This window comes from Halobacterium sp. R2-5, assembly GCF_011734195.1.
In the GTDB taxonomy this organism is placed as follows: Archaea; Halobacteriota; Halobacteria; order Halobacteriales; family Halobacteriaceae; genus Halobacterium.
In genome coordinates, this window is the sequence record NZ_JAANTH010000002.1 from 455,862 (window position 1) to 470,967 (window position 15,106).

Consider the following 15,106-nt stretch of genomic DNA (forward strand, 5'->3'; position numbering starts at 1 on the left):
GTCTTCGAACGCATTCCAGCGTAGTCCGGGGGTACAGTTGAAGGTTTCGAATTGGCACCCGTTCGGCAACGAGTGCCCCGGCAGAGTTAAGTCGATGTACGGATTTGTACACTATAACGCGAAACCATACATTGGTGTCCACAATGCAGGAATACATCGAGCGCGTCACCGCCGGCGAGGACCTCTCCCTCGACGAAGCGCGTGACGCCGTCACCCGGCTGTTCGAGGACGCGACAGACGCGGAGATCGGCGCGCTGCTCGCCGCGCTCCGCGCGAAAGGCGAGACCGAGACCGAAATCGCGGGGTTCGCGCAGGGGATGCGCGACGCCGCGAACACCATCGACGTCGACCGCGAGCCGCTCGTCGACACCTGCGGCACGGGCGGCGACGACTACGACACCATCAACGTCTCCACGACGTCCACGATGGTCGCCGCCGGCGCCGGCGTCCCGGTCGCGAAGCACGGTAACTACTCCGTCTCCTCGTCGTCGGGCAGCTCGGACGTCCTCGAGGAGGTCGGCGTCGATCTCGACGCCAGCCCGGAGGCGGTCGAGCAGCGCATCGAGGAGCACGGCATCGGCTACATGCACGCGCCCGCGTTCCACCCCGCGATGAAGGCGGTCATCGGGCCGCGCCGCGAACTCGGCGTGCGCACTATCTTCAACGTCCTCGGCCCGCTGACGAACCCCGCCGGTGCGGACGCGCAGGTCGTCGGCGTCTACGACGAAGACCTCGTGCCCGTCATCGGTCGCGCCCTCTCGCACATGGGCGTCGACCGCGCGCTCGTCGTCCACGGGGACGGCCTCGACGAGTTCGCGCTCCACGGCGAGTCCGTCGTCGCCGAACTCGACGACGGCGACATCGAGGAGTACACTGTCACGCCCGCGGACTTCGGGCTCGAGGAGGCGCCCATCGAGGACGTCTCCGGCGGCACGCCCGAGGAGAACGCCCGCGACCTCCGCGGCATCGTCACCGGCGACGTCACCGGCCCGAAGCGCGACATCATCCTCGCGAACGCGGGCGCCGCCATCTACGTCGCCGGCGAGGCCGACTCGCTCGAAGCAGGCGCCGAGCGCGCCGCCGAGGCCATCGACTCCGGGGCGGCCGCCGAGACCCTGGAGACGCTCCGGGACCCCGCGCCGGCGACGCAATGACGCGCGCGAAGGTCTGCGGGCTCACGACCGAGGCCGACCTCCGTGCGGCCATCGACGCGGGCGCGGACGCCGTGGGGTTCATCGCGGACGTCCCCGTGGACACACCTCGCGAGGTGAGCGTCGAGCACGCCGCGGACCTCGCAGCCGCCGCGCCGCCGTTCGTCACCACGGTGCTCGTGACGATGCCCGAGACGCCCGAGCGCGCCGTCGAACTCGTCGAGCGCGTGAACCCGGACGCCGTCCAACTGCACGGCGACCTCCCCGTCGAGGACGTCGAGTACGTCGCGGAGAACGCCCGTGCAGCGGTCCTGAAGACCGTGGACGCGGAAGACCCGGAGGGTGCGCGCTACGACGACGCTGCCGACGCGCTGCTCGTGGACTCCGTGGACAGCGAGGGCGCGGGCGGCACGGGCCGCACGCACGACTGGGACGCGACCCGGGAGTTCGCCGACGCCGTCGACTCGCCGGTCGTGCTCGCTGGCGGGCTCACGCCCGAGAACGTCGCCGGAGCCGCCGCGACCGTCGAGCCGTTCGCGGTGGACGTCGCGTCGGGCGTCGAGAAGACGGGCGGCGAGAAGGACCACGACGCGGTCCGGCGGTTCGTCGCGAACGCGACCGAGCGCCGGGAGGTAGAAGCGTGACCGACGCCGAGGAAGCGGCCGCCGCGGGGCTGGACACCACTCGCGGCGAGTTCGCCGACCTCGCGGCCGACGGTCCCGCCGTGGTCCGGGTCGCCGCCGAGCTCGATATCACCACGTCGCCGCTGACCGCGTACGCCGCGCTCACGGAGGGGGACTATGGTTTCTTGCTGGAGAGCGCGGAGAAGACGTCCGCGAGCGACCCGGACGGCGCGTTCCGGCCGTCGGACGCGACCGAGGACCGCCACGCGCGGTACTCGTTCGTCGGCTACGACCCCGCGGCCGTCGTCACCGCGCACCCCGACGACACCGAGGTGCGGGCGCTGCGCGACGACCGCGTCACGGAGTTCCTCGACGCCGGCGACGGCGACGTACTCGACCGCCTCCGGGGCGCGCTCCCGGACGTCGACCGCCGCGGGTTCCCCGACGAGGACCGCCAGCTGCTCGACGGCGGGCTCGTCGGCTTCCTCGCGTACGACGCCGTCTACGACCTCTGGCTCGAAGAAGTGGGCGTCGAGCGCCCGGAGACGCCGCTGCCCGACGCCGAGTTCGTGCTGACGACGCGCACGCTCGTCTTCGACCGCGCGACCGACACCGTCTCGCTGGTGTTCACGCCGCTCGTGGGTGCCGACGACGACCCCGACGACGTCTACGACACCCTCGTCGCCGAAGCCGAGCGCGTACAGCGCGAACTCGCGGCGGCCGCCGAGCCCGAGTTCGGCGGCTTCCGCGTCACCGACGAGCGGGCGGGAGCCCGCGAGGACTACGAGGACAGCGTCGAGAAGGTCAAGGAAGCAGTTCTCGACGGCGAGGTGTATCAGGCGGTGGTGTCCCGGACGCGCGAACTCGACGGCGACGTCGACCCGCGCGGCCTGTACGCGGCGCTGCGCGACGTCAACCCCTCGCCGTACATGTTCCTGCTGTCGCACGACGACCGCACCGTCGTCGGCGCGAGCCCCGAGACGCTGGTCGCCGTCCACGACGACACCGTGCTCAACAACCCAATCGCGGGCACCTGTCCCCGTGGGTCGAGCCCCGTCGAGGACCGGCGGCTCGCCGGCGAGATGCTCGCCGACGAGAAAGAGCGCGCCGAGCACACGATGCTCGTCGACCTCTCGCGGAACGACGTGCGCCGCGTCAGCGAGCCCGGGAGTGTCCGCGTCCCCGAGTTCATGCGCGTGCTCAAGTACAGCCACGTCCAGCACATCGAGTCCACCGTCACGGGGACGCTGCGCGACGACCGGGACGCCTTCGACGCCACCCGCGCGTCGTTCCCCGCCGGCACGCTGTCGGGCGCGCCGAAGGTCCGCGCGATGGAGCACATCCACGCGCTCGAAGCCTCTCCGCGCGGCATCTACGGCGGTGGCGTCGGCTACTTCTCGTGGAACGGCGACGCCGAGTTCGCCATCACCATCCGGTCCGCGACGATTACACACGATCAGGAGGACACCCTCCGCGTTCGCGCCGGCGCGGGCATCGTCGCGGACAGCGACCCCGCCGCGGAGTTCGACGAGACGGAGGCGAAGATGGACGGCGTGCTCGCCGCCGTCGAGCGAATCCGCGAGGAACGCGAGGAGCCGGAGACGCCGGAGGTGGAGGGATGAACGTGCTGTTCGTGGACAACTTCGACTCGTTCACGTACAACCTCGTGGAGTACGTCTCCGAGCAGACCGTCGACGGCGAGCGCCCGGAGACGACCGTCCTGAAGAACACCGCGAGCCTCGACGAGGTGCGCGCCGCAGACCCGGACGCAATCGTCATCAGTCCGGGGCCCGGCCACCCGAAGAACGACCGCGACGTCGGCGTCACCGCGCCCGTGCTCCGCGACGTGAGTACGGAGGTGCCGACGCTCGGCGTCTGTCTCGGGATGGAGGCCGCGGTCTACGAGTACGGCGGCACGGTCGACCGCGCGCCCGAGCCGATGCACGGCAAGACCAGCCCCGTCGAGCACGACGGCCGCGGCGTCTTCGACGGCATCGAGCAGGGGTTCCCGGCGGCCCGGTACCACTCGCTGGCCTGCGGCTCGATTCCGGACTGCTTCGAGATCTCCGCGCGCACCGACCACGACGGCACCGAGCTCGCGATGGCGGTTCGGCACCGCGAGCACCCCATCGCGGGCGTGCAGTTCCACCCGGAGAGCGTGCTCACCGCGGCCGGCCACGACATCGTCGAGAACTTCCTCGCGTCCGTCTAACCGAGCACCGTCGTCACGACCCACGCCGCGCCGACGAGAATCGTCGCGACGACGAGCAGCTTCCACGCGACGCTGAGCACGAAGCGACCGACGAGGACGATGACCGTGATGGCGACGAGCGCGACCAGCAGTGTGCCGAGCGGCGACGACGTCAGGCCGCCGAGCGCGAGTGCGAGTACAGCGAGCATACTCGGAGCCACACGGACCGCGAACTTAAGTGAGGTGGCAGGCGAGCGCAGGGTGTCTTTTCTGCGCCCCCTTCGGTTCGACTGGACGACCGAAACTGAAATCCGCGCCCCGTCGGGGGGTTGGGCTGTCCTCGGACTGCCACTTTCACCGCGCTTTGGACACCGTTATATCAGTTCCAGCCTAACGCTTCAGGCACCCAGATTGGGGCGAGTTGGGGGCGAGTTGGTAACCCGTCGCACGGGGTCGGAAAACACAACTACTAACCAACCGTGCGCGGTACCTTGTCGTCCCCATCGACACCCCCGATTAGACCATCCATGATACACCAACAAGCGACCTCACCGACTGTAGCAGGGAGTGACCGTCAATGAGCACGCCGAACGTCTCCGCGGACGAAGTCGACCTGCCCATCAAGCGCACCACCGGTGACTCCCTCGAGGAGCGCCTCACCGCCAACGCCTACCACAACATCCTGCCGGCGCGGTACCTCCGGAAGAACACCGACGGCAACCACATCGAGGAACAGGAGGACCTCTTCCCGCGCGTCGCGAAGAACATCGCGCTCGCGGAGGTCGTCTACGAGAGCGACGAGCCGGTCACGGTGACCCCGGACCAGCTCAAGCCCGACCACCCGCGCCGCGACGAGCTCGCCGAGGAAGTCTTCGGTGAGGGCGTCTCCCCCGACGACGACGAGACCGTCGAACTCACCGAGTCGAACGTCAACAAGTTCGCGTACGACACCGTCGTCCCCGAACTCGACGACGAGTCGGTCCGCGAGCACGTCGAAGCCCAGCGCGAGCAGTTCCAGCAGCTCATGGAGGACCTCTCCTTCATGCCGAACTCGCCGACGCTGATGAACGCCGGCGACGAGCTCCAGCAGCTCTCGGCGTGCTTCGTCGACTCCCCGGACGACGACATCACTGACATCCACCAGACCGCCAAGGAAGCCGCCGAGGTCTTCCAGTCCGGCGGTGGCATGGGGTACGCGTTCTGGAAGCTCCGGCCGTACGGCGACACCGTCGGCTCCACCGGCGGTATCGCGTCCGGCCCGCTGACGTTCATGGAGACGTTCGACCAGATGTGCGAGACCATCGCGCAGGGCGGCGCGCGCCGCGGCGCGCAGATGGCCGTGATGCGGGTCAGCCACCCGGACGTCATCGAGTTCATCCACGCGAAGAACAAGGACGTCTCGCTGGCGCACACGCTGAAGCTCAACGACCCCGACGACTACACGTACACCGAGTTCTCGGAAGCGCTCGAAGAAGCCCGCGACCTCATCGACGACGAGGGCCGCGTGCCCGAGCACCTCCGGAACGCCGTCGAGGGCCACCTCTCGAACTTCAACATCTCCGTGGGCGTCACGGACGGCTTCATGGAGGCCCTGGAGAACGGCGAGGAGTACACGTTCACGAACCCGCGCACCGAGGAGCCCCACATCGCCACCGAGGAGACCGAGGAGATGTACTCCCGGTACGGGCTCGGCGAGTACGTCACGCCCGGCGAGGAGCTCTCGCTGCCCGCGGAGCTCGTCTGGGAGCGCATCGTCGAGGGCGCCCACGAGAACGGCGAACCCGGCGTCATCTACCTCGAACGCGTCAACAAGCAGCACTCCTTCGACGTCGAGGAGCACCCCGAGCACCGCATCCTCGCGACGAACCCCTGCGGCGAGCAGCCCCTCGAGGAGTACGAGGCCTGTAACCTCGGCCACATCAACCTCTCGACGCTCGCGGCGCAGGACGCCCCTGACTGGCGCGTCTGGAGCGAGGAGCACGACTTCGGCAGCCTCGAAGAGGGTGTGAACCGGTTCCTCGACGAGGCCCTCGACAACGAGGAGTTCGACCAGCGCATCGAGGCCGGGACGCGCTTCCTCGAGAACGTCGTCACGATGTCGGACTTCCCGGTCGAACAGATCGAGGAGAAGGTCGCCGAGATGCGGAAGGTCGGCCTCGGCGTCATGGGCCTCGCGCAGCTGTACATCCAGCTCGGCGTGAAGTACGGCAGCGAGGAGGGCAACGAGATCGCCCGGCAGGTCATGCGCCACATCGACCACGGGTCGAAGGCCGCGTCCCACGAGCTCGCGACCGAGCGCGGGAGCTTCGACGAGTGGGACAAGTCCAAGTACGCGAACCCGACGGAGTACCCCGAGTGGTTCGAGCACCACACGGGCGAGGACCCCGCCGACTGGGCGGACGGCTTCCCGGTCCGCAACCACAACACGACGACCATCGCGCCGACCGGCACCACGTCGATGGTCGGGAACACCACGGGCGGCTGCGAGCCCATCTACAACGTCGCCTACTACAAGAACGTCTCCGACGACGTGCAGGGCGACGAGATGCTCGTGGAGTTCGACGACTACTTCCTCCGCACGCTGGAGGCCAACGACATCGACGTCGACGCCGTCAAGGAGGAGGCCCAGGAGCAGATGTCGAACAACGAGTTCGACGGCGTCGACGGGCTGACGACCGTCCCGGACTCCATCGGCGAGCTGTTCGTCGTGACCTCGGACCTCTCCGGGAAGGACCACGCGGCGGTCCAGACGGCCTGCCAGCAGGGCGTCGACTCCGCCATCTCGAAGACGTGTAACTTCCCGAACGACGCGTCCGTCGAGGACATGGACGAGGTGTACCGCTACATCTACGAGAACGGCGGGAAGGGCGTCACCGTCTACCGCGACGGCACCCGCAGCAAGCAGGTGCTGACGACGCGCGCCGAGAACACCGAGTTCTCCGAGATGGACGAGGACGAGGCCGCGGAGGCCATCGTCGAGACCATCCAGGAGACGTTCGGCGGCATCGAGGGCTTCCTCGACAACGAGGACGTGCAGGCCGCCTTCGGCGACGACCTCCGCGAGGTCTTCGCGGGCGACGAGGACGCCTTCGACGGCGAGTTCGCCGAGAAGCAGCCTCGCCCCGACCTCCTCCACGGCGTCACTCAGCGCATCGACACGGGCTACGGGAAGCTCTACGTCACCATCAACGAGGACCCCGAGCAGGAGCGGCCGTTCGAGCTGTTCGCGAACACCGGCAACTCCGGCGGCTTCACGGGCTCGTTCACCGAGGCGCTCGCGAAGACCATCTCGGTCGCGCTGCGCTCCGGTGTCGACCCCGAGGAGATCGCGGACAAGCTCCAGGGCATCCGGTCGCCGAAGGTCGCCTGGGACAAGGGCGAGCAGATCAACTCCATCCCGGACGCGTTCGGCACCGCGCTGCGGCGCTACCTCGACGGCGACGTCGACCGCGCCGCCTATCCCCAGCAGCAGCGCCTCGGCGAAGTGGCCGACGACGCCACGACGCCCGAAACCGACGGCGGCGCTGCCTCCGAGCCCGCGGTCGGCGGCCCGCAGGGTCCGTCCGGTGCCGGCGAGGAACAGCAGGACGACGCGACGCAGTCGCTCATCGACGCGGGCGAGAGCCCCGAGTGCCCGGACTGCGGGTCGATGACCCTCTACTACAGCGAGGGCTGCAAGACCTGCGAGTCCTGCGGCTGGAGCGAGTGCTGAACTGAGCCAGTAGCCTCTCTGCGGTTTTCTCTCTGTTCTCGACGCGCGAGGAACACGCCTATACTCGTCGCGCACGCAGCCGTGAGTATGAGCGAGCAGTCGGCGGACGCCGGCGGCAGCCGCTGTCCGATGTGCGACGCCGCGATGTTCAAGCGCCACTGCAAGTACGTCTGCCCGCAGCACGGCGTAATCGCCGACTGCGCGGACCCGTTCACGTTCTGACTACGCGCGCCGGCGCCACGACCGGTACGCGACCGGGCTCAACAGCACGGCAGCGACGACGACGCCGCCCGCGACGACGACCGGGTTCACGTCGGTCGCGGCGACCGTGAACGCGTCGAGACCGCTGCCGACCGCGACGGTGGCGACGACCCACGGGAGTTCGCCGACGAGCGTCCCGGCGGTGAACGACCGGAGGCTGACGTTCCCCGCACCCGCGGCGGCCGAGACCGGCTCCGCGGGCGTGGGCGCGAATCGCGCGGCGACGAGCCCGCGAACGTCGCCCGTCGCCGCGAAGAAGCGCCGGCTGCCGTCCGAGAAGCGGCCGAACAGCCGGCCGTCCGCGGGCGCGTACCGGCCGGCGACGTACGCCGGGAGGCTCGTAGCGAGCGCGCCCGCGAGCGCCACCGGTACGCCGACCGCGAGCCCGTACTTGAAGCCGACGAGCGCCGACAGCACGCTGATGGGCCAGCCGAGCAGCGGGCGCACGACGTACAGGCCGACGAGCAGCACGGGGAACCACGGGCTGTCGAGGGCGGCCCTGAGCGCGCCGAGCGCGTCTGCCGGCCGGGCCACGACGGCGAGTACGACCACCGCGGTGAGCGCGGCGCCGGCCGCGTACCGTTTCATCGCCGCCTGCTATCCGAGCGGCGGGTTTAGCGTTGTCCCTTCGCGGGAGTCGCGCAAGCGTTAAGCGCGCGCTCGCCCCACCACGACGTATGCCCGACGGCGACTCCGGGAGCGTCGAGGACCCCGTCGAACTCGGCGTGGAGCTGCTCGCGCACCTCGAGTTCGAGTCGCTGTCCGTCGCCGACGCCATCGACCGCCTGGAGGCCGTGACGACGCACCCGCGGACCACGCGGAAAATCCTCGAAGCGGCCGAGCGCCGCGGCGTCGTCGAGCGTGAGGGCGGCGAAGTCCAGCCCCAGGGCGGCAGCTACGTCTCCTTCCAGTCAGACGTGATAACGAAAGAGGGGGAGTTCTCGTGTCGGCGCTGCGGCGCTTCGATTTCGACCGGCTACTTCATCAACTTCGAGCACGGGGAGCTCGGCGCGTTCGGCTCCTCGTGCATCCGGAAGGTCACCGGGCGCGAGTAGCTACGCCTCGTCGACGAGCTCGCGGAGCGCCGCCAGCCGGTCGCGCTGGGCCTCGATAACCGCCTGCTGAGCGTCGAGCGCCTCGCGCTGGCGCTGTGCGAGCTCGCGCTGGTCGGCGAGCGCGTCCGCCAGCTCTTCGATGGTGTCCGCGAGGTCGTCGAGCTCCGCGTCGAGCTCCTCGGGGTCGACCGGAGGTTCGACCTTCGCGGCGGCGGTCTGGAAGCCGCTGGACGCGAACTCGTCGCCGTCCGCGCCCGACGCCGGTTCGCGGGTCGCGCTCGCGGCGCCGCCCGCTTCAGGCTCCGCGCTCGTGCCTGCGCCAGCGCTCGCTCCAGTGTCTGCGCTCGTGTTCGCCTGCGGTTCCGCGTCCGCCTCGTCGTCCTCGCCGACGCCGCTCGTGTCGATGGGGTCGACGCCGCCGCCGAACGCCACCTCCCCGGTCGCCGCGTCCGCGTCCTCGTCGACGTTCATGCGCTCGAACTCCTCGGCGCTGGCGGCGTCGTGGTACGCGTAGACGGCGTCCTCGACGGTCTCGCGGACGTCGCGGAACTGCTCGTTCGGCGCCTTGATGCGCTGGGTGCGGCCCGAGGTCTCGAGGACGAGCTGGCTGGAGACGTTGCCGTCCTCGACGCCGATGCCGGTCACGGAGTCGTAGCCGATCTCCTCGTACTCCGGCCCCCAGACGGCCTCGCCGACGTGCTTGACGACGCGGTCGCTGGTGACGACGAGCGTGAGCTCGCTGAATCGGTACGTGCGTTTGACCGTCTCCCCCGGCTGGGTGACGTCCGCGGCGTTCAGCACGCCCGCGATAATCGGGTGGAGGACGTCGTCAACTTTCCCCGACGGTACCGAGAACGACTCTTCGCCGTCGAGCCCGTAGTCGAGCGTGACCTTCGCCTTCCGTCGTCCCTCGCTGACGCCGATGCCCTCGACGTCGTGGGGGTACTCCTCGACGTTCTCGTCACTCAGCAGGCCGTCGGCCGTGTAGACGAGCGTCCGCGTCGGCGTGACGAACACCGCGTCCTCCCCCTTCAGCGGCACGTGCGCGGCCACGTCCTCGTCCCCGAGCGAGGACTGGACGAGCGCAGGTACGTTCATGCACGTTCGATGCCGCCGCCTCGGCTTAAACCCGGCGGGTACGCCGACCGAGATGAGAACCTTCAAGAGCGACCTCCCCCTAGCCGGAATCGAGCCCGGGTGGCTTAGCTGGTCATAGCGCCGCACTCATAGGGTTCCGAGCTTCGGTGCGGCATCCCACTCGCCACGTGGATGCTCAGCATGTCCGCGAGGCCCGCCGAGCCTCGAACCTGGGACATGCGGAGATCGAGGGTTCAAAACCCTCCCCGGGCACTTCTCTCAACGCCGCTCCCGTTACTGAGTGACCGCTATGTGTACATCCTAGTCCTTCTGGCGATACTATCTGAGACAAATAGTTGCAAGCCATCACTTCTGCATCTGTTCGCGAGCCAAATTCACGAATTTCCGGCCCATCGATTTTGAGACGGGGTATTCATCATCAATTCCCGATCCTTGGAGAGTGATTTTTGCAGTACGAAGCCCAGATTCGAACTTGACGCTAGCTACCTCCCCAAGGGAGTAATCCTCGCTGTCAAGACCGACGAGCGCTTTTTTGACGGCGATAATTCGTGAGTCCGTGAGGACGAGTTTCTGATTAGTTGTGGTACGTACTCGTCCTTCTTTGACGTCGACGGCGTACTGGAACTCTTCGTCGTCGAACATGAGACCCTCGACGGCTTTCCGCCGGCGCCTGTCGAGGTCTCCGAGGCTATCGTAGGACTTATAGCGAAACATTGTCTAGCATGCTTCTTCGTTCAGCACGATAACCGTATCGACCATCGTGAATCTGATTCGGCAATTCCTCGCCCAAACGCACCTGCCGCGGCTCTATGCGTCCACCAACATCTAGGCGGCGGACGTAAGCACGTGCGGCGACTCCGGGACGTATTCAGATGCGCGACATCCTCGACGTTCGACGCCAGCCGTGCGGAGGCCGCTCGTGAACAACAAGCGCCACCACGACGAGTATGCCGGCCGGAAGGCCCTGCAGGACGCCGGCTGGCGTGTCGAGAAGCGGGACGCCGTCGCGTTCAACTCCGGGAGCGAGACGGACGCGCACCTCGTGGCGAAGGCGCTGGTCGCGAAGGTTCTCCGGGGCAGGGGGTACCGCGTCGACACGGAGGTCGTGAAGGACGGCGTCGGGGAAATCGACGTGGTCGCGTACGGCCTCGACGAGCCGCCGTTCGCCGTCGAAGTGGAGACGAACCCCACTCGGGAGGTTATCTCGGACAAGCTCTCCCGGTACTACCACGGTGAGCCGTTCTGCGAGTGTTACGTGCTTGACCCGACGGAGATGCCCGACAGCCTCGAAGCCGCTCGCGAATGGGTGGAAGCGAAGCTGTAAGCCACCCGAGAAACACAGCCACTACTGTTCACGCGAACGACGCCTCTAGCCACGCACCGACTGAGAGGCTGGCGGCAGTCGCGGCGAGACCGACGACGAACGACACGTACGCGAGCAGCGCGGGGCCGGCGTGGCCCGCTCGGTACACGCCGTTTGTTATCCGGCGGCGAACTGTTCAACGTTCGTCGGCCCCGCTCGGTCGCCCGACGGTTCGCCGGCTGCTAACCCGCCGCGAGACACCCCGCCGGAACCGGTGCTATTCGGTGGAACTATCCGAACAGCAAGACGGACGCAAAATACAGTATAAACTTTCTAACCGCGTCTGGTAGAGTCGTAAAACGTCCGGAACCGGAGGAACAGTCGGGTGAAACGAACTGAATTCCAGCCAACGGTCGACCCCCTATATGGGGGTGGCAGATGTACGGTGGAGTAGACGAGGTGAGACCCAATGTCTGTTCCCTCCCGCTCCGCGCTGACCGAGGTCGCATCGGACGCCGTGAACACCCCCGCGTCCGCGACGCTGCTCAAGCCCTTCGAAGTCGCCGGCTTCTGGGCTGCCGTCGCGCTCCCGTTCCTCTACACGCCCCTGCTGATGGCCGGCCCGGACACGTCCTCCCAGCAGCTCGCGCTCGGCGCCATGGTCGCCCTCCACGTCGTGGCGCTCGTGCTCGGGCACCGCCACAACACCCGGTAGCGAAGCGAAGACGCGCCGCTTAACAGCGCCGCCCCACTCGGTCCCCGCATGGGTCTCGACGCTGTCCCCCTCGGACGCACTGGTCTCCGCGTCTCCGAAGTCGCGTTCGGTACGTGGCGGTTCGGCCGCGAGAACGACGCCGGCGAGGTCGAAGTCGGCCGCGACCGGGCGCACGACCTCCTCGACGCGTACGCCGACGCCGGCGGGCGCTTCATCGACACGGCAGACATGTACGGCAGCGGCCGCGCCGAGCAGTACATCGGCGAGTGGCTCGCCGGCCGCGACCGCGAGGAGTACGTCGTCGCCTCCAAGATCTACTGGCCGACCCGGGAGGGCCCGAACGGCCGCGGCCTCAACCGCAAGCACCTCCGGAACAACGTCGACGCGATTCTCGACCGCCTCGGCACGGATTACGTCGACGTCCTCTACGTCCACCGCTGGGACGACGAGACGCCCGCCCGCGAGTTCATGCGCACGCTCGACGAGTTCGTCGGCGACGGGAAGGTCCACTACCTCGGCGCGTCCACGTTCGAGCCGAACGCGTGGAAGGTCGCGAAGGCCAACGAGATCGCGCGCCGCGAGGGCTACGAGCCGTTCACCGTCGCCCAGCCGCGGTACAACGCCGTCAACCGGGAAATCGAGGGGAACTACCTCGACATGTGCCGGGACTACGGCGTCGGCGTCGTGCCGTGGTCGCCGCTCGCGGGCGGCTTCCTCACGGGGAAGTACACGCGAGGGGAGACGCCCCCTGAGGGCACCCGGGGGGCGACCGACCAGCAGTTCGTCGACTCCTACCTCACGCCCGAGAACTTCGACGCGCTCGAAGAGGTCGAGGCGGTCGCCGCGGAGGTCGACGCGACGCCGGCGCAGGTGTCGCTGGCGTGGCTGCTCGCCCACGACCAGGTGGTCGCGCCGATCACGGGCGCCCGCACGCCCGACCAGCTCCGCGAGAACCTCGCGGCCGCGGACCTCTCGCTGACCCGCGAGCAGTTCGACCGCATCGCCGCCGCGAAGTAGCTACGCCCAGACGCCCCGCACTTTCCGCAGTTCGTCGGCGAGCGCGCGCCGCTTCAGCAGGCAAAAGCCCGCGAAGATGACGACGAAGCCCGCGACCGTGTTCGACGTGATCGGCTCCGCGAGCACGAGCAGCCCGACGACGGCCGCGAAGACCGGCGCGACGTAGCTCACGAGGTTGATCTCGATGGGGCCGAGCCGCTCCAGGAGCTCGAAGTAGACGAGGAACCCGGCGGCGCTGGCGGCCAGCGAGAGGTACGCGATGGCGAACAGCGCGTCCGCGTTCCGGGGAATCGTCTGCGTCTCGCCGCGCGCGAGGCTGACGACGTGCATCAGGAGCGCGCCGAGTACCATCGCCCACGCCTCCATCGTCTCCACGTCGAGGTCGTCGTCGACGCGCTGCGTGAGCACGCTCCCGAGCGCGAAGCACATCGACGCCGCGAACACGAGCAGGACGCCGACCGTGTTCCCGCCGAGGAGGTTCGACGGGTCGGGGTTCGAGAGGACGACGACGCCGACGAGCCCGAGCGCGAGCCCCGCGAGACCGGCGACCGAGAGCCGCTCCGAGGGGAGCAGCGCCCGCGCGTACCCCGTCGTGAGCACGGGGCTGAGGCTGACGACGACGGCGGCGACGGCGCTCGTCGTCTGCTGTTCGCCGACGAACAGGAACGCGTGGTAGGCCGCGATGAGGAAGACGGCGGCGACGGCGACGACGGTCCAGTCGGCCCGCGAGCGCGGCAGCCAGTCGTCGGCGGCGTACGCCGCATACGCGAGCATCAGCACGCCCGCGACGTCGTAGCGGACGGCCGCGAACAGCACGGGCTCGAAGCCCGCGTCGAGGCCGGCCTTGATGGCGACGAACGCCGACCCCCAGACCGCCGCGAGCGCGAGAAACAGGAGGGCGTTCCGGTAGTTGGTCACGTCGAATCTCCGTCCGGGGGTACGTTTACGCTTTCGGACCCGGTGCCGTTTTGCCGCGACGGCTACTCGGTGCGCTCGTCGTGGAGCGCGCGCAGGACGTCCTGCCGGGTGACGATGCCGACGACGACGTCGTCCTCGACGACGGGCACGCGGTTGACGTCGCGCTCGTCGGCCGCGAGGATGGCGAGCACGTCGTCGACGCTGGCGTCCGGCTCGACCGTGAGGACGTTCTCGGTCATGATGGTCTTGACCGGCTTGCCGGCGTTCTGCGCGAGATCGAGTTCCGTCTCCAGTTCGCCCCACGAGAGGTCGATGCCGTAGTCCAGCGTCTCCAGGAACGGCGGCAGCCCGATGGGGATCCAGACGGTGCGGTCCTGTGGCTCGAACAGTTCCACGAAGTCCCGCTGGGTGACCACGCCGACGAGGCGGTCGTCGTCGTCCACCACGGGGAAACCGGTGAACTCGCGGCTGGCCAGTAATCGGAGGACGTCGCTGATCTCGTCGTCCTCGTGGACGGTCTCGACGTCCGCTGTCATCAGGTCGCGTGCCTGCATACGCGACACCTCGCGGGCCCGCCACGTATCGTTTTGGATGCGACCGCCCCGGAGACGTTCGGGACAACCCTTTCGCTGGCGGCCGGGAAACGAGCCGTCGATGACAGAGAGCTACGACGACCTGCCGCTCGTCTACTCGTGTTCGGGCTGTTCGAGCGCCGCGCAGATGGCCAACGACCTCGCGGTCCGCCTCGACCGCGAGCGGGTCGCGGAGATGTCCTGCATCGCGGGCGTCGGCGGCGACGTCGGCCCGCTCGTCGACACCGCCACCTCGGGCCGCCCGATGCTCGTCGTCGACGGCTGCCCGCTGGAGTGCGCCCGGAAGAGCTTAGAGCAGCACGGCGTGACGCCGGACCGCCACGTCAACCTCGCGAAGCGCGGCGTCCCGAAGGAGTACCACACCGACTACGACGACGAGCAGGCCGAAGCCCTCTACGAGGACCTCGTCGAGGAAGCCGAGGGGCTGACGGACCGGCGGACCGCTTAAGTTCCCACCGCCTGTACGGTG

At 68.6% G+C, this 15,106-nt stretch carries 17 protein-coding genes and 1 tRNA gene; 12 read left to right on the top strand and 6 right to left on the bottom strand.

Annotation, left to right across the window (positions count from 1 at the left end; translation table 11 throughout):
- Positions 1-143: 143 nt before the first annotated feature.
- From trpD to trpG, 4 genes are read left to right on the top strand one after another with little or no spacing between them, the layout of a single operon-like run.
- A complete protein-coding gene (trpD, locus tag G9C83_RS11050; RefSeq protein WP_167246194.1) occupies positions 144-1,154 on the top strand; it encodes an anthranilate phosphoribosyltransferase in 1,011 nt (336 codons plus the stop codon).
- Entirely contained in the window at positions 1,151-1,795 is a 645-nt protein-coding gene (locus G9C83_RS11055) for a phosphoribosylanthranilate isomerase (protein WP_167246195.1), read from the top strand. The genes trpD and G9C83_RS11055 overlap by 4 nt, the downstream gene beginning before the upstream one ends.
- Positions 1,796-1,824: 29 nt before the next feature.
- Positions 1,825-3,396, top strand: coding sequence for an anthranilate synthase component I (trpE, locus tag G9C83_RS11060; RefSeq protein ID WP_208288827.1), 1,572 nt, complete (start codon positions 1,825-1,827; stop codon positions 3,394-3,396).
- Positions 3,393-3,986 carry an anthranilate synthase component II gene (gene trpG, locus G9C83_RS11065; RefSeq protein ID WP_167246197.1) on the top strand — a complete coding sequence of 198 codons (594 nt, stop codon included), beginning with the start codon at positions 3,393-3,395 and terminating at the stop codon, positions 3,984-3,986. Before trpE ends, trpG begins: the two co-directional genes overlap by 4 nt.
- Here trpG and G9C83_RS11070 read toward each other — a convergent pair.
- On the bottom strand, positions 3,983-4,174 hold the full coding sequence (locus G9C83_RS11070) for a hypothetical protein (protein ID WP_208288699.1): 192 nt from the start codon (positions 4,172-4,174) through the stop codon (positions 3,983-3,985). The genes trpG and G9C83_RS11070 overlap by 4 nt on opposite strands.
- Positions 4,175-4,542: 368 nt before the next feature.
- On the opposite strand from G9C83_RS11070, the gene G9C83_RS11075 reads away from it, so the two are divergent.
- Together G9C83_RS11075 and G9C83_RS16175 are read left to right on the top strand one after the other, a co-directional pair.
- Positions 4,543-7,677 carry an adenosylcobalamin-dependent ribonucleoside-diphosphate reductase gene (locus G9C83_RS11075; protein ID WP_167246199.1) on the top strand — a complete coding sequence of 1,045 codons (3,135 nt, stop codon included), beginning with the start codon at positions 4,543-4,545 and terminating at the stop codon, positions 7,675-7,677.
- 87 nt (positions 7,678-7,764) lie between these two features.
- A complete protein-coding gene (locus G9C83_RS16175) occupies positions 7,765-7,899 on the top strand; it encodes an HVO_2523 family zinc finger protein (protein WP_279587169.1) in 135 nt (44 codons plus the stop codon).
- Here the strand turns inward: G9C83_RS16175 and G9C83_RS11080 are convergent, their stop codons facing one another.
- Positions 7,900-8,526, bottom strand: coding sequence for a VTT domain-containing protein (locus tag G9C83_RS11080; RefSeq protein WP_167246200.1), 627 nt, complete (start codon positions 8,524-8,526; stop codon positions 7,900-7,902).
- Between the two features lie 89 nt (positions 8,527-8,615).
- Between G9C83_RS11080 and G9C83_RS11085 the strand changes: the two genes are divergently transcribed.
- Complete coding sequence (locus tag G9C83_RS11085) at positions 8,616-8,993, top strand: DUF5830 family protein (protein ID WP_167246201.1); 378 nt, start codon at positions 8,616-8,618, stop codon at positions 8,991-8,993.
- On the opposite strand, the gene G9C83_RS11090 is transcribed toward G9C83_RS11085, so the two are convergent.
- On the bottom strand, positions 8,994-10,091 hold the full coding sequence (locus G9C83_RS11090; protein WP_167246202.1) for a hypothetical protein: 1,098 nt from the start codon (positions 10,089-10,091) through the stop codon (positions 8,994-8,996). It abuts the gene before it with no gap.
- A 93-nt stretch (positions 10,092-10,184) separates the two neighbouring features.
- Here G9C83_RS11090 and G9C83_RS11095 point away from each other — a divergent pair.
- Positions 10,185-10,343, top strand: a tRNA-Met gene (locus G9C83_RS11095).
- A gap of 93 nt (positions 10,344-10,436) precedes the next feature.
- Here G9C83_RS11095 and G9C83_RS11100 read toward each other — a convergent pair.
- Positions 10,437-10,733 (bottom strand): PH domain-containing protein, encoded by a 297-nt coding sequence (locus G9C83_RS11100; protein WP_167246203.1) that lies wholly within the window; start codon positions 10,731-10,733, stop codon positions 10,437-10,439.
- Positions 10,734-10,995: 262 nt separating this feature from the next.
- Between G9C83_RS11100 and G9C83_RS11105 the strand changes: the two genes are divergently transcribed.
- The 3 genes from G9C83_RS11105 (at position 10,996) to G9C83_RS11115 (ending at position 13,126) form a co-directional block, all read left to right on the top strand.
- The gene (locus G9C83_RS11105) at positions 10,996-11,415 is read left to right on the top strand and encodes a hypothetical protein (RefSeq protein ID WP_167246204.1); all 420 of its coding nucleotides are present in this window, start codon (positions 10,996-10,998) and stop codon (positions 11,413-11,415) included.
- Positions 11,416-11,863: 448 nt separating this feature from the next.
- The gene (locus tag G9C83_RS11110) at positions 11,864-12,109 is read left to right on the top strand and encodes a hypothetical protein (RefSeq protein WP_167246205.1); all 246 of its coding nucleotides are present in this window, start codon (positions 11,864-11,866) and stop codon (positions 12,107-12,109) included.
- A gap of 48 nt (positions 12,110-12,157) precedes the next feature.
- The gene (locus tag G9C83_RS11115; protein WP_167246206.1) at positions 12,158-13,126 is read left to right on the top strand and encodes an aldo/keto reductase; all 969 of its coding nucleotides are present in this window, start codon (positions 12,158-12,160) and stop codon (positions 13,124-13,126) included.
- On the opposite strand, the gene G9C83_RS11120 is transcribed toward G9C83_RS11115, so the two are convergent.
- Positions 13,127-14,044 (bottom strand): DMT family transporter, encoded by a 918-nt coding sequence (locus G9C83_RS11120; protein WP_167246207.1) that lies wholly within the window; start codon positions 14,042-14,044, stop codon positions 13,127-13,129.
- Positions 14,045-14,106: 62 nt separating this feature from the next.
- Entirely contained in the window at positions 14,107-14,598 is a 492-nt protein-coding gene (locus tag G9C83_RS11125; protein ID WP_167246208.1) for a CBS domain-containing protein, read from the bottom strand.
- A 100-nt stretch (positions 14,599-14,698) separates the two neighbouring features.
- Between G9C83_RS11125 and G9C83_RS11130 the strand changes: the two genes are divergently transcribed.
- Positions 14,699-15,085: a putative zinc-binding protein gene (locus G9C83_RS11130; RefSeq protein ID WP_167246209.1), complete on the top strand. Its 387-nt coding sequence runs from the start codon at positions 14,699-14,701 to the stop codon at positions 15,083-15,085.
- Positions 15,086-15,106 lie beyond the last annotated feature (21 nt).